At 60.9% G+C, this 21,023-nt stretch carries 15 protein-coding genes; 11 read left to right on the plus strand and 4 right to left on the minus strand.

Annotated elements, in window-relative coordinates; all coding sequences use genetic code 11:
• Nucleotides 1-176: 176 nt before the first annotated feature.
• The 4 genes from recC to ACZ9IL_RS19660 all read left to right on the plus strand — a co-directional run bounded on the left by recC (nucleotide 177) and on the right by ACZ9IL_RS19660 (nucleotide 10,487).
• Complete coding sequence (gene recC, locus ACZ9IL_RS19645; RefSeq protein ID WP_476004959.1) at nucleotides 177-3,545, plus strand: exodeoxyribonuclease V subunit gamma; 3,369 nt, start codon at nucleotides 177-179, stop codon at nucleotides 3,543-3,545.
• Nucleotides 3,545-7,183 (plus strand): exodeoxyribonuclease V subunit beta, encoded by a 3,639-nt coding sequence (gene recB, locus ACZ9IL_RS19650; protein WP_476004960.1) that lies wholly within the window; start codon nucleotides 3,545-3,547, stop codon nucleotides 7,181-7,183. Before recC ends, recB begins: the two co-directional genes overlap by 1 nt.
• The gene (gene recD, locus ACZ9IL_RS19655) at nucleotides 7,180-9,240 is read left to right on the plus strand and encodes an exodeoxyribonuclease V subunit alpha (protein WP_476004961.1); all 2,061 of its coding nucleotides are present in this window, start codon (nucleotides 7,180-7,182) and stop codon (nucleotides 9,238-9,240) included. Before recB ends, recD begins: the two co-directional genes overlap by 4 nt.
• 77 nt (nucleotides 9,241-9,317) lie before the next feature.
• Nucleotides 9,318-10,487, plus strand: coding sequence for a hypothetical protein (locus ACZ9IL_RS19660; RefSeq protein WP_476004962.1), 1,170 nt, complete (start codon nucleotides 9,318-9,320; stop codon nucleotides 10,485-10,487).
• Between the two features lie 342 nt (nucleotides 10,488-10,829).
• Here ACZ9IL_RS19660 and ACZ9IL_RS19665 read toward each other — a convergent pair whose 3' ends face one another.
• The gene (locus ACZ9IL_RS19665; protein ID WP_476004963.1) at nucleotides 10,830-11,795 is read right to left on the minus strand and encodes an alpha/beta fold hydrolase; all 966 of its coding nucleotides are present in this window, start codon (nucleotides 11,793-11,795) and stop codon (nucleotides 10,830-10,832) included.
• A 211-nt stretch (nucleotides 11,796-12,006) separates the two neighbouring features.
• Here ACZ9IL_RS19665 and ACZ9IL_RS19670 point away from each other — a divergent pair, with 211 nt between their 5' ends.
• Both ACZ9IL_RS19670 and ACZ9IL_RS19675 read left to right on the plus strand, forming a co-directional pair.
• Nucleotides 12,007-12,615, plus strand: a complete 609-nt coding sequence (locus ACZ9IL_RS19670; protein ID WP_476004964.1) for a TetR/AcrR family transcriptional regulator — start codon at nucleotides 12,007-12,009, stop codon at nucleotides 12,613-12,615.
• A 17-nt stretch (nucleotides 12,616-12,632) separates the two neighbouring features.
• The gene (locus ACZ9IL_RS19675; RefSeq protein ID WP_476004965.1) at nucleotides 12,633-13,814 is read left to right on the plus strand and encodes an SGNH/GDSL hydrolase family protein; all 1,182 of its coding nucleotides are present in this window, start codon (nucleotides 12,633-12,635) and stop codon (nucleotides 13,812-13,814) included.
• 308 nt (nucleotides 13,815-14,122) lie between these two features.
• On the opposite strand, the gene ACZ9IL_RS19680 is transcribed toward ACZ9IL_RS19675, so the two are convergent.
• On the minus strand, nucleotides 14,123-14,521 hold the full coding sequence (locus ACZ9IL_RS19680; RefSeq protein ID WP_476004966.1) for a VOC family protein: 399 nt from the start codon (nucleotides 14,519-14,521) through the stop codon (nucleotides 14,123-14,125).
• A gap of 48 nt (nucleotides 14,522-14,569) precedes the next feature.
• Here ACZ9IL_RS19680 and ACZ9IL_RS19685 point away from each other — a divergent pair, with 48 nt between their 5' ends.
• The 3 genes from ACZ9IL_RS19685 (at nucleotide 14,570) to ACZ9IL_RS19695 (ending at nucleotide 17,251) form a co-directional block, all read left to right on the plus strand.
• Nucleotides 14,570-15,532: a helix-turn-helix transcriptional regulator gene (locus tag ACZ9IL_RS19685; protein ID WP_476004967.1), complete on the plus strand. Its 963-nt coding sequence runs from the start codon at nucleotides 14,570-14,572 to the stop codon at nucleotides 15,530-15,532.
• A 172-nt stretch (nucleotides 15,533-15,704) separates the two neighbouring features.
• On the plus strand, nucleotides 15,705-16,706 hold the full coding sequence (locus ACZ9IL_RS19690) for a sensor domain-containing diguanylate cyclase (protein ID WP_476004968.1): 1,002 nt from the start codon (nucleotides 15,705-15,707) through the stop codon (nucleotides 16,704-16,706).
• Between the two features lie 125 nt (nucleotides 16,707-16,831).
• Complete coding sequence (locus tag ACZ9IL_RS19695; RefSeq protein WP_476004969.1) at nucleotides 16,832-17,251, plus strand: hypothetical protein; 420 nt, start codon at nucleotides 16,832-16,834, stop codon at nucleotides 17,249-17,251.
• 146 nt (nucleotides 17,252-17,397) lie between these two features.
• Here the strand turns inward: ACZ9IL_RS19695 and ACZ9IL_RS19700 are convergent, their stop codons facing one another.
• Nucleotides 17,398-17,658 carry a hypothetical protein gene (locus ACZ9IL_RS19700; protein ID WP_476004970.1) on the minus strand — a complete coding sequence of 87 codons (261 nt, stop codon included), beginning with the start codon at nucleotides 17,656-17,658 and terminating at the stop codon, nucleotides 17,398-17,400.
• 388 nt (nucleotides 17,659-18,046) lie between these two features.
• Entirely contained in the window at nucleotides 18,047-18,415 is a 369-nt protein-coding gene (locus ACZ9IL_RS19705; protein ID WP_476004971.1) for a hypothetical protein, read from the minus strand.
• Nucleotides 18,416-18,616: 201 nt separating this feature from the next.
• Between ACZ9IL_RS19705 and ACZ9IL_RS19710 the strand changes: the two genes are divergently transcribed.
• The gene (locus ACZ9IL_RS19710) at nucleotides 18,617-19,339 is read left to right on the plus strand and encodes a response regulator (RefSeq protein ID WP_042643491.1); all 723 of its coding nucleotides are present in this window, start codon (nucleotides 18,617-18,619) and stop codon (nucleotides 19,337-19,339) included.
• A 10-nt stretch (nucleotides 19,340-19,349) separates the two neighbouring features.
• Complete coding sequence (locus tag ACZ9IL_RS19715) at nucleotides 19,350-20,735, plus strand: ATP-binding protein (protein ID WP_476004972.1); 1,386 nt, start codon at nucleotides 19,350-19,352, stop codon at nucleotides 20,733-20,735.
• The last annotated feature ends 288 nt before the right edge of the window (nucleotides 20,736-21,023 follow it).

Genomic DNA, 21,023 nt, shown 5'->3' on the forward strand with positions numbered 1-21,023 from the left:
TTTTTATGCCCGCCTTTCGCCGCCCTCATGACCGCTCCTTGCTGAGGCTGTGATCCCCGCCGACAAGCGCCTTTTGCATCTTCCCCCCCGATCCCCGACAATCCCAGCTCATATGACGTGACGGGGCGCGACCTGCTTGCCTGCACGCCTCTCTCTTGAATCGGCGGGAGTTGATTATGTTTACCCTCTACTACTCCAATCAGCTGGATCTGCTCAAAGCGTTGCTGGTGGATCGCATCCGGCAGGCGCCGCTCGCCCACCCCTTCGAGCGGGAACAGATCCTGGTGCAGAGCCCGGGCATGGCCCAGTGGCTCAAGCTGGAGCTGGCCAGGGCGTTCGGCATCGCCGCCAACATCGATTTTCCCCTGCCTGCCAGCTTCATCTGGGAGATGTTCACCCAGGTGCTGGCGGACGTGCCTTGCATAAGCCCCTACAACAAGGGCGCCATGAGCTGGCAGCTGATGACCATCTTGCCCGCCCTGCTGGAGCGGCCCGCCTTCGCCCCTCTGGCCGCCTATCTGGGAGGCACCGATCAGCCAGAAGGTCCCCGGAGCGAACCTGAACAGGTGCGGCTGTGGCAACTGTGCCAGAAGGTCGCGGATCTGTTCGACCAATATCTGGTCTACCGGCCGGACTGGATCGCTCGCTGGGAAGAGGGGGGCGGCCTGGTCGATGGAAACAGCCAGGCGCTGGCCGGGGTGAGCGGCCAGGATTGGCAGCCCGAACTGTGGCGCGAGCTGGTGGCCCGCACCCTGGCGCTGAGCCCAAGCGGCTATCACAGAGCCAACCTCTACGAGGAATTTATCCACGAGCTGCAACGCACCGCCGCGCTGCCGGGCAAGCTGCCCCAGCGGGTGTTCGTGTTCGGCATCTCGGCGTTGCCGCCGCGCTACGTGGAGGCATTGCTGGCCATCGGCAGCCGGGACGAGGTGGAGGTGCACCTGTTCGTCACCAACCCCTGCCGCTACTACTGGGGGGATCTGCTGGACAGGAAGACCCTCGCCAGACTGGCCGGCAAGCTCAAGCCCGGCACCGATCTTGAGGCGTTGCAGGGCCTGACCAACCCGCTGCTCGCCTCCATGGGCAAGCTGGGGCGGGACTATCTGCACCAGCTGATGGAGCTGGAGGTGCCGCAGATCGAGGCCTTCGTCGATATCGACGAAACCAGCTTGCTGCATTGCATCCAGAAAGACGTGCTGGAGCTGGCGTCGCGGGGGGAGGGTCAGTTTGATCTCGATGGCAGCCAGCACAAGAGCCCCATCGATCCGACGGATGGATCCTTGCAGATCCACGCCTGCCACGGCCCCATGCGCGAGCTGGAGGTGCTGCACGATCGGTTGCTGGCGCTGTTCGAGGCGGATCCCAGCCTCACCCCGAAAGACGTGGTGGTGATGATGCCGGATGTGAACAGCTACGGTCCCTACATCCAGGCGGTCTTCGGCAAGGAGAAGCCGGGGGCGCGCGGCCACATCCCCTTCGCCGTGTCGGACAGGGCCGCCAGCCAGGAGAGCCCGCTGCTGCAAAGCTTCCTCGCCCTGCTCGGGTTGCCGAACGCCCGTTTCGGTGCGGGGGAGCTGCTCGCCATCCTGGAGGTACCCGCCGTGCTGCGTCGCTTCGAACTCGATGACGACGAATTCAACCAGCTGCGGCGCTGGGTGCAGGAGACCGGCATCCGCTGGGGACTGGACGATGCCTATCCCACCCGCTTCGCGCTGCCGCCGCTGTCCGGCAACAGCTGGCTGTTCGGCCTGCGCCGCATGTTGCTCGGCTTTGCCATGGGGGACGGAGAGCCGGTGGACGGCATACTGCCCTACACCGATATCGAGGGTCAGCAAGGCCTGGCCCTCGGCAAGCTCGCCTGGTTTGTCGACTCCCTCGCCGAATTCCTGCCGCGCCTGCAGCAGGCGCAGAGCCTGGCGGAGTGGACCGCCTGCCTCAACGAGCTGCTGACGCGCTTCTACCTCGCCGATGAGGAGGAGGAGCGACTGCTGCAACTGATCCGCACGGCCCTCGCCGACTGGCAAGGCGCGCTGGGGGAGACCCACTTCGAGCAGCCCATCAGCCCGGCGTTGCTGCAAGATTACCTCGGCAGCGTGCTGGGGGAGTCGCGCTCCAGCCAGCGCTTCCTCGCCGGCCAGGTGAACTTCTGCACCCTGATGCCGATGCGCTCCATCCCCTTCCGGCAGGTCTGCCTGCTCGGCATGAACGACGGTGTCTACCCACGTACTCTGGCCCCCATGGGCTTCGATCTGATGGCGGTGGCCTCCCGGCGCGGCGATCGCTCCCGCCGGGACGACGACCGCTACCTCTTCCTCGAGGCGCTGCTCAGCGCCCAGCAGGGGCTCTACATCAGCTATCAGGGCTTCAGCGCCGAGGACAACAGCGAGAAGGTGCCCTCGGTGCTGCTGGCGGAGCTCATCGACTATGTGCGCCAGGGCTTTGTGCTGGCGGGGGATGAGGCGCTCACCGACGAGGCCTCCGGCGAGCGGCTGCTCAAGCATCTGATCGTCCAGCACCCGCTCACGCCTTACAGCCACAGCTACTTCTATCCCGAGCCGGGTTCACGGCTGTTCACCTATGCCGCCGACTGGCTGCCGGCCCTCAACCCGGTGCCGGGAGCCGCCAATTTTCAGAGCGGCGAGTTGCCGTTGCCCCCCGAATGGGGCAAGGAGCAGGGGCTGGAGCTGGCGGAGCTGCTGCGCTTCTATCGCCAGCCCGCCAAGTATTTCCTCAACCGCCGCCTCAAGGTGTGGTTCGAGCTGAATGAGGCGAGCATCGAGGACAGCGAGCCGTTCGAGCTGGATGGCCTGCAACATTATCAGCTCAAGGCCCTGCTGCTCGAATCCCACCTCGCACAGGGCGACAGCGCGGTGCGGCGCGAGCGGCTGCGCCTCAGCGGCCAACTGCCCCAAGGCTGGTTCGGCAATTTGCTGCTGGAGGATCTGGACGAGCAGATGGGCGGCCTGGCCGCGCGGCTGCGGCCCTGGGTTGCCGGTGAGGCAGAGGGTGAGAAGCGGGCGGTGGAGATCGACATCGCCCTGACCCAGGGTCAGCTGCAGGGCTGGATCGACACCCAGAAAGGCCGCGCCCTGGTGATCAAACCCGGCAGCTTCAACGGCAAGGATCTGCTGCTGGGCTGGGTGCAGCACCTCTGCCTCTGCCTGAGCGATACTCCCGGCGACACCCTGCTGTTCGACGCCAAGCAGAGCTGGCGGCTGCCGGTGCTGTCCGCCGACGAGGCGCGGCCCAAACTGGCGGCGCTGGTGGCGCTCTGGCAACAGGGGATGAAGCGGCCGCTACCGTTTTTCCCGAACACCGCCTGGGAGTGGCTCAAGGCGATGGAGAAGGACCCGGACAAGCCGGAGGCCGCCGACAAGGTGGCGCTGGCCCGTTTCAACGGCGGCTACATGGTGACGGGGGAAGGGGAGGACTCTTACGTCGCCCGCTGCTTCCCCGAGCTCAACGACGAGGTGCTGACCCAGTTGCGGGACCTAGCCCGTGAGCACCTGACCCCGCTGCATCACCGCCTTGAGGAGTTGAAATGATGGCTAATTCACTGAATACGCTCCGTTTCCCCCTCCACGGTGAACGGCTGATCGAAGCCTCCGCCGGCACCGGCAAGACCTATACCATCGCCGGCCTCTACCTGCGCCTGCTGCTGGGCCACGGTCCCCTCATCGAGGATGGGGCGGATGCGGGCCAGCCCAGCGCCCACGAGCGGCCGCTGGCGGTGACCGAGATCCTGGTGGTGACCTTCACCGAGGCGGCCACCGCCGAGCTGCGGGGGCGGATCCGCGCTCGCATCCACCAGGCCCGGCTCGCCTTCCTGCGTGGCAGCGTCGCCGAGCCGGACAAGGATCCCTTGCTGGCGGGTCTGCTGGCGGAGGTCGAGGACCATGCCCTGGCGGCCAGCCGGTTGCTCGCCGCCGAGCGGCAGATGGACGAGGCGGCGGTGTTCACCATCCACGGCTTCTGCCAGCGGATGCTGAAACAGAACGCCTTCGAATCCGGCGCCCTGTTTGAAACGGAATTTCTGACCGACGACAGCCAGCTCAGGCTGCAGGCGGTGAGCGATTACTGGCGCGCCGAGTTCTATCCGGTGGACGAGGCGCTGGCCCGCGCCGTGCGCAAGATCTGGCCGAGCCCCGCCGCCCTGCTGCGGGAGATGAACGGCTGGCTCGACAACGGCGAGCTGGTGATCCGCCCGCCGTTGGGGGAGGAGACGCTCGCCGAGCGTCATCGGGAGGCCATGCTGCGCATCGCGGCAGTGAAGAGCGCCTGGCTGGCGCAGACCGACGAGATCCGCCGCCAGACCGAGGGTCAGATCAAGCTCTACACCGGCAAGAACTACGAAGGCTGGCTCGCCAAGATCGGCGACTGGGCGCAGGATCCCGCCAGCGGCTACGCCATCCCCAAGGAGCTGGAGCGCTTCGGTCAGGAAGTGTTGGAAGCCAAGCTGAGCAAGGGGAAGGCGCTGCCGACCCTGCCATTGTTCACGCAAATCGACGCGCTGCTGACGAGCCGCCCCGGCATCCGGGATCTGATCCTGCAACGGGCCGCGAGGGTGGTACGCGAGCGGATGCAGGCCAGCAAGCACCAGGCCCATCAGCTGTCGTTCGACGATCTGCTGAAAGATCTCGACGGGGCGCTCGGCTCCAGGCTGGGGGATCGCCTGTGCGAGCGTATCCGGGCGAGCTACCGAGTCGCCATGATCGATGAATTCCAGGACACCGACCCCCAGCAATACCGCATCTTCCACCGCCTATACGGCGGCAAACAGGATACCGCGCTGCTGATGATCGGTGATCCCAAGCAGGCCATCTACGGTTTTCGCGGCGCCGATATCTTCACCTACATCCAGGCGCGGCGAAATGTGAGTGCCCACTACAGCCTCGGCCGCAACTATCGCTCCAGCGCGGCGCTGGTGACGGCGGTCAACGGTCTGTTCGAGCGGGCCAGTGATCCCTTCATCTACGAGGCGGACATTCCCTTCCTGCCGGTGGAGGCGCAGGGCAAGAGCCGTGCGCTGATGCTGGAGGGGCAGGCCGCTCCCGTGTTGCACTGCTGGCAGCTCAGCGGCCAGCCCACCTTCAACCGGGGGGAGTACCAGAGCCTGATGGCCCGCGCCACCGCGGCGGAGATCCACCGCCTGCTGAGCCTGGCCCGGGAGAGCAAGGCGCTGCTGGGGGACAACGCGGTCAAGGCCGGGGACATAGCCGTGCTGGTGCGCACCGGCGCCGAGGGGCGGTTGGTGCAGCAGGAGCTGGCACGGCTCGCCATCGCCTCCGTCTATCTGTCGAATCGCGAGAGCGTGCTGGCCCAGGTGGAGGCGCGGGAGATCCTGCTGATCCTGCACGCCTGCCAGAACCCGAGCGAGGAGCGCAGCCTGCGGGCGGCGCTCGCCACCGGCCTGTTCGATCTCGACGCCAGGGCGCTGGACGCCCTCGCCTCGGACGAGCGGGCCTGGGAGAGCACGGTGCAGGAGTTCATGGAGTACCGCAAGATCTGGCACCGCAGCGGCGTGCTGGCCATGCTGCGGGCGCTGCTGAAGCGGCGCAACCTGGCCGCCTCCCTGCTGGCGAGCCCCTATGGGGAGCGGCGGCTGACCAACTTCCTCCATCTGGCGGAGCTGCTGCAACAGGCGAGCTGCGAGCTGGACGGGGAATACGCCCTGCTGCGCTGGCTGGGGGAGGCGGTGAGCCACCCCAACGGCCAGGTGGCGGAGCAGGTGCTGCGGCTCGAATCCGAGCGCAAGCTGGTGCAGATCGTCACCATCCACAAGTCCAAGGGGCTGGAATACCCGCTGGTGTTCCTGCCCTTCATCTGCAGCCATCGCGCCGCCGAGACCCCGCTGTTCCACGAGGAGCAGGAGGGGCAGAACCGCACCATCCTGGATCTCAGCGGGGCCGACGGCTCCCTGGCGCAGGCGGACAAGGAGCGTCTCGCCGAAGATCTGCGGCTGCTCTATGTGGCGCTCACCCGGGGCGTTTATGCCACCTGGCTCGGGCTGGCGCCGGTGCGATCCGGCAATGGCAAGTCGGAGCAGACCGACTTGCACCATACCGCCATCGGCTACCTGCTGCAGAAAGGGGAGGAAGGAGATGCAAGCACCCTGGCCACGGCGCTGGCCGAGCTGGCAGCGGCGCTGCCAGGGGTAACGGTCGGTGAGCCCTCGCTGACCCGGCCGGCCCCGCTGCCGCCGGAGCTGGAGCCGCTCGGTGAGCCCCAGGTGCGCCACTTTGCGGGAACGCTGGAGCGGGACTGGTGGATCAGCTCCTATTCCGGGCTCGCGGCCCAGGGGCAGGGCCACAGCAAGGGGGTGCTGGCCAATCCCGGCTTCGATGATGAGGTCGCCGCCGAGGCCACTACCTTGCTGGTGGAGTCAGGCGAAGTTGCGGCGCCCGAGCCCTCCATCTTCGGCTTCCCCAAGGGGGCCCGTCCCGGCACCCTGCTGCACAGCCTGTTCGAGACCATCGACTTCCAGAGTGCGGGGGGCGATACGCTGTGCGCGCACATCGCCGAGTTGCTGGTGCGGGATGGCTTCGATGCGCACTGGGCCCCGGTGCTGCAACAACAGGTAGAGGCGGTGCTCGATACCGAACTGCCGCTGCCCTTGCCGCAAGCGGAGAGCGGCGAGCCGTTGCGGCTGCGGGATCTGGCGCCGGATCGCAAACAGGTGGAGCTGGAGTTTTTCCTGCCCATGGGGCGGGTGACCGCCAGCGCCTTGACCGCCCTGTGCCAGCGCCACGATCCGCTGTCGGCCGGCAACAAGCCGTTAAGTTTCAGCACGGTACAGGGGATGCTCAAGGGCTTCATCGATCTGGTGTTCGAATGGCAGGGGCGCTGGTATCTGCTCGACTACAAATCCAACCACCTCGGCATGAGCCCGGCGGATTACAACCAGAGCGCGCTGGCGGCGGCCATGACGGAGCATCGCTACGACCTGCAATACCAGCTCTATTCGCTGGCGCTGCACCGGTTGCTCTCCCTGCGGCTGCCGGGTTACGACTTCGACCGGCACTTCGGCGGCGTCTTCTATCTGTTCCTGCGCGGCATGCCCGAAGGCGGCGTGTTTCACACCCGTCCCGGCCGTGAATTGGTGCTGGGGCTCGACAAGTTGTTTAGTGAAGGTGTGATGCCTGACGAGTATCGTTTAGAAGAATTGAACAAGGTGGACGCATGACGGGCACAGCAATGATCGAACGCTTGAAGCAACTTGCCCTTGCAGGCCGCATTCGCCAGCTGGATCTGCAATTTGCCAGGCTGGTGGCGGATCTCGGCGCCAGCCCCGAGCTGGTGCTGGGGGCGGCGCTCGCCTGCTTCGAGCTGGGCCGCGGCCATGTCTGCCTGCCGCTGGAGATGCTCGCCTCCGGATCCCTGCGCCCGTTCGGGCTGGATCCGCAGCCCAGCCGGGATCTGCTGGCGGATCTTGAAGATCCGGCCCGCTGGCCCGCCCTGTTTGCGGCCAGCCCCCTGGTCGGCACGCAAGAGCATGAAGCAGCAGCCCCGCGCTGGCCGCTGCGGCTGTGGCAGGGGCGGCTCTACCTCACCCGCTACCACGACTACGAGCAGGGAGTAGCCCGCCATCTGCGCGCCCTGAGCGAGAAAGCGCCAGAAGGGGGGCATGAGCGGCCGGACATAGCCCCGGCCCTGTCCCGCCTGTTCGCCCGCGATCATGGCCTCATCTTCGGCGCCCTGCTCAAGGCCCGGCTTGCGACCGATTTTTCCGCCCGCCAGTTCGTGGAGAAATACCTGGATCTGGTGTTCCCGCACGAGGTGGACTGGCCCCGGGTCGAGGCCCTGCTGGCCAGCGCTCAAGCGGCGAGCGAGCTGAGCGTGCTGGAGGCCCTGGTGCCCGAGGCGCTGTGCTGCAACGGCCAGAAACTGGCGGCGGCCACGGCGGCGGCACGCCCCTTCGCGGTGATCTCCGGCGGTCCCGGCACCGGCAAGACCACCACGGTCGCCAAGCTGCTCGCCATCCTGGTGGAGACCGGCCTGCAACGAGGCAAGGCGCCGGCGATCCGGCTGGTGGCCCCCACCGGCAAGGCGGCGGCGCGGCTGACCGAGAGTATCGGCAGCGCCCTGCAGGCGCTGGACCTGGCTCCCGAGGTGGTGGCCGCCATCCCTACCGAGGCGGGCACCTTGCACCGGCTGCTCGGGGTCATCCCCGGTCGCAGCCAGTTCCGCCATCACGCCGGCAACCCTCTGCATCTGGACCTGCTGGTGGTGGATGAAGCCTCCATGGTCGACTTGCCGATGATGGCGCGCCTGCTGGCCGCCCTGCCTGCCGAGGCTCGTCTGATCCTGCTTGGTGACAAGGATCAGCTCGCCTCGGTGGAGGCCGGGGCCGTGCTCGGCGATATCTGCAGCTTCACCGCCCAGGGGATGAGCCCCGAGCAGGCACACTGGCTCTCCCGCCAGACCGGTTACCGGCTGCAGGGCACGCCAGCAGGGGCAACCGTGCGCGACAGCCTCTGCCTGCTCACCAAGAGCTGGCGCTTCGACAAGTATTCCGGCATCGGCCAGCTGGCGCGGGCCTGCAACGACGGCGACGGTGCGGCGCTGGAGGCGGTCTGGAGTCAGGGTTTCAAGGACATCAGCCTGCACCCCTGGGTGGGGGAGGCCTACGAGGCGCTGATCGCCCAGGGGGTGGAAGGTTACGGCGCCTACCTCAAGGCGGCCCGTGCGGGAGAGGATCCCGCCGCCGTGTTCAAGGCGTTCAACGGCTTTCAGCTGCTCTGCGCCCTGCGGGACGGCCCCTTCGGGGTGGAGGGGCTGAATCAACGGCTCGAGCTCGCCCTGTCCAGGGCCGGTCTTATCCAGCGGGATGGCGACTGGTATGCGGGCCGCCCGGTGATGGTGGTGCGCAACGACCACGGCATCGGCCTCTACAACGGCGACATGGGGCTCTGTCTGCCCGATGACACCGGCAGATTGAAGGTGTGGTTCGAGCAGCCGGACGGCAGCCTGCGCTCACTCTTGCCGAGCCGCCTGCCACCCCACGAGACCGTCTACGCCATGACCATCCACAAGTCCCAGGGCTCGGAGTTTGCCCACACAGTGCTGGTGCTGCCGGACAGCCCCAGCCCCTTGCTCACCCGCGAGCTGGTCTACACCGGCATCACCCGCGCCAAGGCCCGCCTCGCGCTCTACGGCGATCGCGCGCTATTGGCACAGGCGGTAAGGAAAAAGACCGAGCGGTATTCGGGATTGGCGGAGAGGTTGGGGGAGGGGGATTAAATAATCGTATAATCATTTTCTATAGTATTGACACAAGATATTCATTAGCCATTTAAACGTATTTATGAGGGACATGAATGACCGGTATAGAATCTAGCGCTAAAATGCTGCATCAAAAAATAAATGAGATGCAGAATGAACTGACTGCGCTGATGAGCGCTGATAACCATAGTGCGATTGAAATAGAGTTTGATAACTTTTTGACCGAGTTCTCAAAAATCGGAACATATAATAAAGTTATGTGGCCAGTAACGCAGTCGAGAAAATGGTGGTCGTTTTTTGAGAAAGCAAGCAAGTATAAGCTTGCGAGTGTGTTGATATCATTAATTGATAATAGGCTGGCTATTGGTAATTCTATCGATGTGGAGTCACTTTCATTTGCTCGTTTAGAATTACTTTGGAATATAACCAAGACACCTTCCTCTCTCCGAAGTATCGCTCTTGATTTAGTAGATAAATACCCACATAACATTGAATTTATACATACTGCAGCACACATTTTTGGAGAGGATAAAGAGTATGCATTTAAAGCAATAAAACTGTATAGGAGATGCATTGATGAATGGGGTGGTGAATATTCAGAGCTGATTAAACATACTTATAATCTAGAGCTTAATTTATTCAGAGACACACTTGAAAATAAAGATTATCTCAATGCTGAGAAGCAAATTGATTATATAATGAGCTTTGATTACTATCAAAAAAATGCCATGTTCCATAATAATTCAATAATGTATAGGGAGCGCCTTAGAGATAGGAAGTTCACAGAGGCAACGGCTCTAAAAATAGAACGTGAGCTGAAACAGACAGTTATAAATGAATCTGCATTACAAGGAAAGAAAAATATAGAGCAGTTGGGGCTATTTAGTGCAGTAATTACATTTATTGTGACGGCTGCCGCATCTGCACTAAACTCGGATAAAACCATGACACCATTAATACTTGTATCGATAGGTGTTATTTTAATATTGTTCATATCTACAATTGCATTATTAAATAACCCACCCCAAAAACCTAGTCGTGATTTTAGAGTTTATTTGGTGTTGTTTTATGCGGTCTTAACTATTTATGTTGTAAATTCAACGTTAAAAATTGGGAATTCATCATTGGTAAAAAATTCAAAAAATGACATTGTTAGTTTAAATGTTCGGTCTGCAAACTCAACATTGAAGATTGATAACCCTAATGCAAATGTTAAATCAACACCGAGCTCACATGTAATTAGTGGTGCATCTGCAACCAAGTAGGCCTATATAAATAGTCTGTAACCCGTTGGTTGGGTTATATTATATCGTATGTTTGGCTTCGCAGGCTCAGTACCAACCTACCGATTGTGCAGGTTGTGGCTGAGAGTATCTAAGTCCAACGTTTACTGCGTAATCTCTTTTTCATTCCCCTCATCCCCAACCCTTCTCCCGCAAGGGGAGAAGGGAGAATTATGTTTCTGATGCCCGATTACGTTTCTCTAATATAAATCTAGGCTGAACCATCGTTAATTAAAAGTCACAGGTCTGCTTATTCCGACCATAAAGAATAAAGCCCCCAACCAGGAGGCCTATTTTGATATCACTCGTAAATTAGCGGTGCAGTTATTTTCTCAAAAACGGTAGCAATACTGTCATCAACTGCTCCGGGCACTCTTCCGTGACAAAGTGACCGCATTCACTGAGCATAGCGCCCTGCAGATTTACCGCTCTTCCCTGCATCGTCTGCTGTGGTGCATCACGGGTGGCATGATCTGCGCCGATGGCCAGAACCGGCATCATCAATTTTTTCTCGGCCCGCTGTTTATTCTGCGCTATGGTTTGCGGGATCGCCCGGTAATACGCAAATCCTGCACGCAGTCCGCCTGGTGAAGAATAAGCATCGATATAGGTTTGTGCGGCGACGCGATCACGACGATAAGACCAGTTGTCAAAAATAAAATTAAGATATTCCCGTTCTTTGCCGGCCGTCAGCATTTCCGGCAAATCCTGCACCTGATTAAACATAAAGTGCCAGAGGAAAATATTCTCCTGCGGATCGACAAAGATGGACGGTGCCGGCGCCAGACCAGGAATAACGGCCTCGGTCAGCGCTAATTTTTTAATGTCTGCGGGATAGTCACTCGCCAGCGCATAACCAACCCACATGCCGATATCGTGACCGACAACCGAATATTGCTTATGGCCCAGCTGATTCATCATCCTGTGCAAGATGGTTGCCACCGCCCCGGTATCATAACCCGTGGGCGGCCGTGCGGAATAACCGGTGCCCGGTGGATCAACCGCTATCGCCATATAGCCTTCGGCTGCGAGTCTGCTCATCACATGACGCCATGCATACCAGGTCTGCGGCCAGCCCGGGATCAGTAACACCGGCTCTCCCTTTCCCGTCGTCACGTAATGCATCTTCTGTCCCGCAACGTCCACATACTGATGCTGAAAATCTGCCTCATTAACCTGCGTTGCAGCCGATGTCGCTGCCGGGCTTTGTGCATTTGCCGCGACGGCAGCCTCATGCAATGGGAACAGCATGACGGCTGCCAGCAATGCCCTGATGAGTGATGTGTTCATACCTTTTCCGTCTGAATGATTGATAAAAAATACCCGCAGCAGGTCGTAGACAGAGCCTCCGCCTGCTGCGATGGCACCTATTGTTTGTCGATCAACAGTGAATAGATTAAGAGGGTGCCTAAATCTTTGTCAATCAACAAAAAATAATTCTTTGTTAGTCGACAATGAACTGGTAGCCTTTGTCTGAAATGACTGATGTGGAGACTGTGTTATGGCTGGCAGACCAAGAGAGTTCGATCGTGAAGAGGCATTGCACAAGGCAAAGGAGGTGTTCTGGCAGCGGGGTTATGAAGGGACATCCCTGTCTGATCTGGTTGCTGCACTGGGGATTGCTTCTGCCCGTATTTATGCCGCCTTCGGCTCAAAGGAGAATCTCTTTCGTGAGGCGATAGCGCTTTATCTGGCCGAAGAAGGTGCTTTTGCTGACGCGGCCCTGACACAGCCGGATACCCGCCAGGCTGTCAGGCAATTGCTTGTTGATGCGGTTGAAAACTACACCCGGGACGATAGACCGCACGGTTGTATGGTGGTGCTGTCGCTGACCAACTATGGCCGTGACAACGAAGAGATCATGGCATGGCTGGCCGGTTACCGCCGGGAGCGGATTGACGGCATAGTAGAGCGCATCCGGCAGGGTGTTGAGTCCGGCGATCTACCGGAAAACACGGATATACAGGCCCTCGGGGATTATGTGGCGACCCTGTTTCACGGGATTTCCATCCAGGCCCGGGATGGCGTCAGCCGGGCGCGCCTGATGGCAATGATAGATATCGCCATGCACATGTTTGATGCCATGACGACCCCACCGGACGCGCATTAATCTCAGGAGAATTTCTGATGTCCTATTCAGTGCCTTCGGCCCTGCCAATGCGTGACGAGTGGATATGCACCTGGCTTTCAACCTCTCAGCCTGCATCAGGAGAGGCGTTCCCGTTTCCGTCGGATATACCGGCAATGCATGGAGATCAGACTCTCAGACAGGCATTGCGCATCAGCCGGGGTGGCCAAAAGCTGCGGCTGATCTTTTCCAACCGTTATGGCGCACAGCCGCTGATCATGGGTGAGAGCTATATGTCCGTGCCTGATCTGTGCGGCGCACTGCCTGTCACCTTTAACGGACAAACCGGTGCGGTCATTCCTGCGGGGGGTATTCTGTGCAGCGATGAAATATCACTGCATATTCCGTCATTATCTGTGATCACTCTGCGGACCTATCTGCCGGAACCGATACCGGTCAATACCTTCCACTGGGATGCCCGTCATTTTTCGTTGCTCGAGTCGGGTAATCGGGCCATCAGGGAAGAGGTCGGCGACGGCCAGAACATCAGTTCCCGTTTTCTGGTTGAGAGTGTGCAGGTTCAGTCGGAGTCTGCGGGCAGCACTCTGGTGGTTATCGGCGATTCTATGGTGGATGGCAACGGTGTGGAGATGGACACCTATGGCCGCTGGACGGATTTTTTGGCGGAGCGCTTTATTGCCGAAGATATTGCAGTGGTGAATGCCGGGCAGTCGGGTTCCCGCTTACTGAAAGACGGTGTAGGTATCTCTGCCTTGTCACGCTTTGGGCGTGATGTGCTTGAGCTGCCCGGTGTCACTGCCTGTATCGTGCAGGTCGGGCTGAATGATATCGGGTTGGCAGGTACGGCACTGGATCCGGAAAACCCGCTACCGTCGGCAACAGTGCTGATCAACGCCTATCGGCAATTACTGCGGATGGCGCGGGAACGTCATATCCGCATGACAGGTGTAACCCTGGTACCCCTGCGGGGAACCGGTGAGTATGGAATTGAGGGCTTTTATCAGCCTGAAAAAGAGGTTGCCCGGCAGGAAGTGAATCACTGGATACGGACCAGCGGGGAGTTTGATGCCGTTATCGACAGCGACCTGCTGGTGCGGGACCCGAAATGCATCTCGCAACTCAGCGCACAATATGATTCCGGGGATCATCTTCATCTCAATCATGCAGGGCATCTGCGGGTCGCGCAGTCAGTTCCGCTGGCCGTGATCCGGGCTGATTGACTGCTTGTTTCCCCCGGCGGTATCGAACGCCCCGCTATTGAGCGGGGCGTTACAATCCAAAAATACTCCTCTATATCCATCTACCCAGGCCGTGTCATTTTTCAGTCGAGGCCCATGCAACTCTCCGGGAACTGCGTCGAGGGTCCGTCCAGGTTGTTACCTGTACTTAGACTGCGCATACAGGGAGCGCTTGTTGAACCTGTGTCTGCCACTGCAGGAAGCGATGAGCCCCACACTGCGGATTAGTCGAAAGAGCTGACCCGGATGGCCAGCCTGTTCTTTGGCCAACTTGCTTCTATCCCTATGGGCTAGATGGTCAACTCCAGCCGATTGCCTTCCGGGTCGAGGAAGGTGCTTTCGTAATAGCCGTCCCCGGTCCAGCGGGGGCCGTCCAGGTGTTTCACATCTGCCCCCTTGAGCAGCTTGAGGCGGGCCGTCATCTTGTCCACCGCCTCCACGCTGCCGAGGGCGAAGGCAAGATGGGCCAGCCCCTGCAGCGGGTGCGGCAGGCTCAGATCTGCCGGAAACAGTATGGGGGTGTGCATCAGCTCCAGGCTGGCGCCCCCCTCGAAGCGGATAAAGTAGGAGCTGAACTGCTTGGTCGGATTGTGGTAGCGCTCATTCGCCTGCCCGCCAAACAGCTTGCAGTAGAATGCCTTGAGCGCTTCCAGATCCTGAGCCCAGATGGCGATGTGATCTATGTGCATGGCTGCTTTCCTCTGAGTTGATGCCCTCCATGCTATGCTCGAGCCGAAATGTCTGACATGGCTGAGCCCGTCCTGATGATGTCTGAAACCGCCAATCTGGAAGTGATCGAAGTCTCCCCCGACTGCCGCGAGCAGATCTGCTGCGATAGCCTGTTGCCCGCGCTCGCACAAGAGCGGGTCTGGCTGGCGGGCCATTCCCGCTTGCAAAGCCACTACCGGATCGCGCGCCGCTTCGAAGATGTGCACTGCTTCCTGCTCACCCTGGGGGGCGAGGGGGAGGTGCTGATCGGCGATCGTCTTGAGCGGATCCAGAGCGGGGAGTGGGCGCTGATCCCGGCGGGTCAGCCGCTCTGCTATCGGTTGCCAGAATCACCATTGGCAGAGATGCGGTTATCAGAGCCGCCATTGCCGGATCCGCAACGACCGGCGCCGGGTGGCGAGTGGGATCTGGTGTGGCTGCTGCTGCACAAGGGAACGGCCTGGGATGCCTTCGCCAGCCACCCCAGATTGGGTTGCACCTCCCAGCAAGCCAGCTTGTTGCACACCCTGGAGAACCTCTATGCGGAGCAGGAGCGCCATCAGGACCCGCAGCTCAGCGCCCTGTTGGTGGAGCAGCTCGGCTTTTATCTGCGCCGCCTGCTGCAAAAAGGGGAGGGTCAGAGTCGTGGCGAGCGGCTGGCTCTGCGCCTCGAGCTGCTATTGAAAGAGGCGCTCGGCGAGTGCTGGGACATAGCCCGCATGGCCGGGGCACTGCACCTCTCCGATCGTCAGCTCTATCGGCTCTGTCAGCAGCATTTCGTGCTGGCCCCGATGGCGTTGCTGCAGCGGCTGCGGCTGCAACGGGCCGCCCTGTTGCTGGCCAGCCGGGCCGATCCGGTGAAGGAGGTGGCCCGGCTCTGCGGCTTCAAGAGCGAGTACCATTTCTCCACCGCCTTCAAGCGCCAGCACGGTCTGGCCCCCAGTCACTACCGCCATGCGCATCACCCCGGCTTCAAAGCCGCACCGGGCTGAATGACGTGGGCTAAGTTTTGCTCACACGGATCCACTCCTGGCCGATAACCATCACGACGGATCCTGGGCGAAGTCAGGAATAATATGGGCTGGAGAAGATAGGCGAGGCTTCTACACTCAATGTTTATATCTTCGCGCGGGCGGGGATGAAAGAGGAAAAGGATGATCTCGGATGGAGCTGGAAACGGACAGAATAAGGATCTCTGACGTCAGCGAGGGGGTGGTGCACGGCATCCTCGAGGTGATCAGTGAAGGCATCTGGGACTGGAATGCCAACACGGGTTTCGTCTACCGCAACCCCGGCTGGTACCGGATGCTGGGTTATGAACCGCACTCCCTCAACAACACTGTGTTCACCTGGGAAAATGTGATCCACCCGGACGATCTGGAGCGGGTGATGGCCTGTTTCGATGCCTATCTGAGCGGGGAGGCGGCCAGTTACAAGGTCGAATACCGCTGCCGCTGCCAGGAGGGCGACTACGTCTGGATCGAGGACTACGGCCGGGTGATCACGCGCAACCCCGATGGCTCCGTGGCCCGGATGATTGGCGCTCATCGCGATATTCATGCCCAGAAGCTGCTCTATGCAAGGCTGGAGCTGCAGAACCGCTCGCTGGAGCAGCAGGTGGTGGAGCGCACCGCCGAGCTCGAGCTGCTCAACCGGGAGCTGCAACGCCAGGTGGAGGAGAACCGTCGTTTGGCGGAGACGGACTCCCTGACCGGGGCCGCCAGCCGTTATCGACTGGAGCAGACCATACGGCTGGAATATGAGCGGGCCAAGCGCTTCAAGGAGCCCTTCTCCGTCGTCGCCATGGATGTGGACGACTTCAAGCAGATCAACGATCGCTACGGTCACGGCGTCGGCGACATGACTCTGATCGACATAGTGCGACTGACGCGGGGCTGCATCCGTGAAATCGATTTGCTCGCCCGCTGGGGGGGCGACGAGTTCATGCTGATCCTGCCCAACACTCGTCTGGTGGATGCGTACGTGGTGGCCGAGAAGCTGCGTCAGCAGCTGGGCCATGCCAGGGTCAAGGGGCAGGAGTCGATCACCATGAGCTTCGGCCTGGTCGAGTCCCAGCCGGAGGAGGCCCTGGGCCAGCTGATGGCGAGGGTCGACAGGGCACTCTATCGGGCCAAGCTGGCGGGCAAGGATCAACTCTGCGGTTAGGTGTCTTGCCGCCATCAAGATGCCTCCTTCCCCCCCGAATGCGGCTTGACCTTGGGTTCACCTTGACTCCGTCCCTGCTCACTGGTCTGATGCGCGCTCTTTTTATTCCTGTGAGATGTATCTTAATGAAGAAGTGCCTTCTGATTGCCCTGACTGCCCTGCCTCTGGTTGCCCACGCCGGCCTGATGGATTCCCTGACCGATACCGTGACCAGCAGTGTCACCAGCAGCGCCAAGGCGATGGCCGGCACCGCCATGGACAGCGCCTCCAACGAAGCGATCAAGAAGGCGCTGGATATCAAGGAAGGCGGCTCCAACAAGCAAGCCATCAAGGACAAGCTGGGTGCCCCGGCCAGTACCCAGACCGAAGCCGGCCTGGAAGTGTGGACCTATGATCTGAGCGCCCTGAACAAGGTATCCCCCATGTTGGCCGAGACCACCAAGACCCTGTTCAAGGATAACGAAGCCGCGCAGAAGAATGTCCTCATCAAGTTCGAAGGCGAGACCGTCAAGACCCTGAACCTGGCCGACAAAGCCAAGGCGTAAGCCGGCTTGATTGGTCAGAAAAAGGGGCCAACGGGCCCCTTTTTGCTGCCCGGCGTCTGCCGTTACAGCTTGCAGCGGTGCACCAGCTGGCGGCTGGATCTGAGCAGGGAGGCCGCGCTTTGCGCGGTGTTGCGACCGTTCTCCAGCTACAGGCCGAGCATGTCGCGGATGCTCACCATGTGGTGGTTGATCTCCTCGGTCACCCGGCTCTGCTCCTCGGCGGCGGTGGCGATCATCTGTTGCAGGTAGGCGATGAAGCGGTTCACCGACAGGGCGATGTGATCCCGCTCGTCCTGCCCCTTCACCTTGATGCGGGCGGCCAGGTCGGCATCGCCAGCACTGAGGGCATCGATGTTTTGCTTGAGGGTTTGCAGGCGGCTGCCGAGCTGGGTGATGACGAGCCGCATCAGCGTCTGCTCCTCCCCCTGATCCTGGAAGGTGGTGCGCAGCGATGCCCTGGCTCTGGCCGAGCAGCGCCGGCGTGATCCAGAGCTGGATGCCGATCACCGTCAGGGCGCACACCAGCGCCATGAATCCCACGATCGTCCCTTGATTGCTCCCAGACCCCACCCCATAACGACTCCTGCCTATTGTTGGCCCGGCCTTGTTCGTCCTTGTCATTGGAGCCGTCATTATTAGCCATTTTGAACATAAGCATTTGTTATCGCTCACATAATCCGGATGGGCGAGGCGAGGAAATGGCGGGCTCGTGGGGCAAGACACCGAGGGAGGCAGGTGGAACGGAGGAAACAAAACAGGGTGGCCGAGGCCACCCTGTTTGGGGTCAAAAAGGACTTACTGGTTTGCTTCGGCGAACTGCTTCATCACTTCGGCGTGCTTGGTCATACCGTCGGCACGCAGGCCCAGGTTCTTGATGAACTCGGCCTTCTTGGCCGGATCCTCGATCTTGTCATAGCGCTGCTGCAGGTGAGCCTGGATCTGTTCCGGGGTCATGTTCTGCATGCGAGCCATCTTGTCGTGGCGGCCCCCATGGTGCTTGCCGCCCATCATGCCGGTGCCATCCATGGGGCAGCCGGTTGCTGCAACCGCCGCTGTAGGCGTGGCGGGCTGGGCAGTGGCCACGGCTTCGCTGGCGGCATAGGCGCCGAGGGGCAGGCCGAGCATCAGGGTGGCGGTCAGGAAGGTCTTGGTCAGTGCATTCATGGTGTAACTCCTTGCGGATTGAGTTTGGGGCAGGCTTATTCGCCTTGACCACAATTAGACACCGAGGACTTGTCTGAATTTTGCCAGTTGGAGCCTATTTTGTAGCAGAGTGTGGCATCCTGCCGCTCTGGCACAGTTTGACATAATCCGCCCGGTTGATTTTCGTATAATCGCTCCAGCTCGAACACGGGAGAGACAGTGATGAACCAAGGTAGCCCTCATATTCTGGTGGTTGATGACCACAGCGAGATCCGCGATCTGCTGAAACGCTTTCTGGAACAACATGGGATGCGGGTCAGCTGTGCCCGCGATGGCAAGGAGATGAAGCGGCTGCTGGATGAGCGGGAGTTCGATCTGCTGGTACTGGATCTGATGATGCCGGGGGAAGATGGCCTGACCCTGTGCCGCGAGCTGCGGGTGAAATCCCGCCTGCCCATCATCATGCTGACTGCCATGGGAGAGGAGACGGATCGCATCATAGGGCTGGAGATGGGGGCCGATGACTATCTTGCCAAACCGTTCAATCCCCGTGAGCTGCTGGCCCGGATCAAGGCGGTGATGCGTCGCACCCAGGCCGAGCCCCAGCCGGCGCCGGACACCCTGACCCGGGATCTGCGTTTCGATCGCTGGTTGCTCGACATCAACCGTCGGGAACTGGTGGATGAGGAAGGGGTGGGGATGAGCCTCTCCACCGCCGAATTCGATCTATTGAAGGTGTTCCTCGAACGGCCGCAGCGGGTGCTGAGTCGGGATCAACTGCTGGATCTGGCCCGTGGCCGCGAGGCGGTGGCCTTCGATCGCGCCGTCGATACCCTGGTGAGCCGGCTGCGGCGCAAGCTGGAGCGGGATCCCAAGAATCCCGAGCTCATCAAGACCATCTGGGGCGGCGGTTACCTGTTTGCCGCCGACGTGACCCAGGAGTGAGCCGGTGACCATGATCAAGCAACTCTGCACCAGAGTCTTGCCAAAGGGACTGACCGGCCAGATCGTGCTGGTTGCCCTGGTGGGGCTGGTGTTGATCCAGCTGCTCAGCGTCCAGATCTACCGCTCGGACCGGGAAGAGGCGCTCGGCTACGTCAACAGCCGCAATGCCATGCAACGCATCGTCTCTGTGGTGCGGTTGCTCACCCTTTCCCCACCCTCGCTCTATCACGAGATCCTGAAGGCGAGCCGCAGTGAGACCCTGTTGCTGCGCCTCGCCGACGAGCCGTTGCAGCCCGATAATCGCAGCCCCCGTTTCGAGAAACTGGTGCGGGCCAAGCTCGACTATCCGCCGCAGTTGGCGGTGGAGATCAGTGCCGAGTTGAAGCAGGAGTTCCAGCGTAGCCAGGCCTGGCGGCATCATAACCGCATGATGAAGGATCGCGGCGGTATGCCGCCACCTCAGGACATGCGGCTCTATGGCTCCATCCAGTTGCCAAACGGTGGTTGGCTGCAATTCAGCTCTCTGGTGGACAAGGAGTCGGCGAGCTGGTCCTGGCAGACGACCCTCAACCTGCTGTTGGTGGCGAGCCTGGTGATAGGCCTGATGATCTGGCTGTTCCGCCGGGCCACCCTGCCGCTCAAGCTGCTGGCCGCCAATGCGGATCGGCTGGGGCGGGGGGAGGACATCGAGCCGCTGCAGGAGGAGGGGCCGACCGAGATCCGCGAATCCATCCAGGCATTCAACCGTATGCATACCCGGCTCGCCCGCTTCGTGCAGGACAGGACCCGCATGCTGGCAGCCATCTCCCATGATCTGCGCACCCCCATCACCAGCCTGCGCCTGCGCACCGAATTCCTGAGTGACGGAGAGGACAAGGAGCGGATCCAGCAGACCCTGCAGCAGATGGAACAGATGCTGACGGCCACCCTGAGCTTTGCCCGGGAAGAGGGACAGCAGGAAGCGACCCGGGAACTGGATCTGGTCAGTCTGCTGGAGAGCCTGTGTGACGACTACGCCGACACCGGTCAGCCAGTCATCTGCCTGGCCGAGGGCAAGCAAGTCTATGCCTGTCGTGCCAATACCCTGCGGCGGGTGCTGCAAAACCTCATCGGCAATGCCATCAAGTACGCGGGCAGTGCTGAGGTATCGCTGGAGCGTGGTGAGGATGAACTGCTGATCCGGGTCTGCGATCGTGGGCAGGGCATAGCTGAAAGCCAGCTGGAGGAGGTGTTCAAGCCCTTCGTGCGGCTCGACGAGGCTCGCAATATCGAGTCCGGCAGTGTGGGGCTTGGGCTCGCCATCGCCCGCACTCTGGTGCATCAGCATGGCGGAGAGCTCAGCCTTCACAACCGCTCCCAAGGGGGGTTGGAGGCGAGGATCCGCCTGCCGCTATAAACGCAGATCTCGGCAAGCGAGAGGGTGCCCATGTCGGCGCCCTTTTTTTGTAGTCGCAGTTTGGGTCTGAATGATGAAGGCTGGTGTGTTTGGACACTGTTGGTCGGGTGGTTGAATGGGCGGTGTAGCGATCGGTGAAGGGAGGCGTCGATACGAGTCATCTCGTATCTGGATGACGAGGCTGCTGCGTCTTGGTTTGGTCAAATGAGGACGAAATTGGCGGTAGGGCGGATCGTAAGGTGATGATCGATGTTATATCCGATACGGATAGAGGAAGATTCCACCGAA

The sequence above is a fragment of the Aeromonas sp. TECH754 genome, assembly GCF_056279295.1.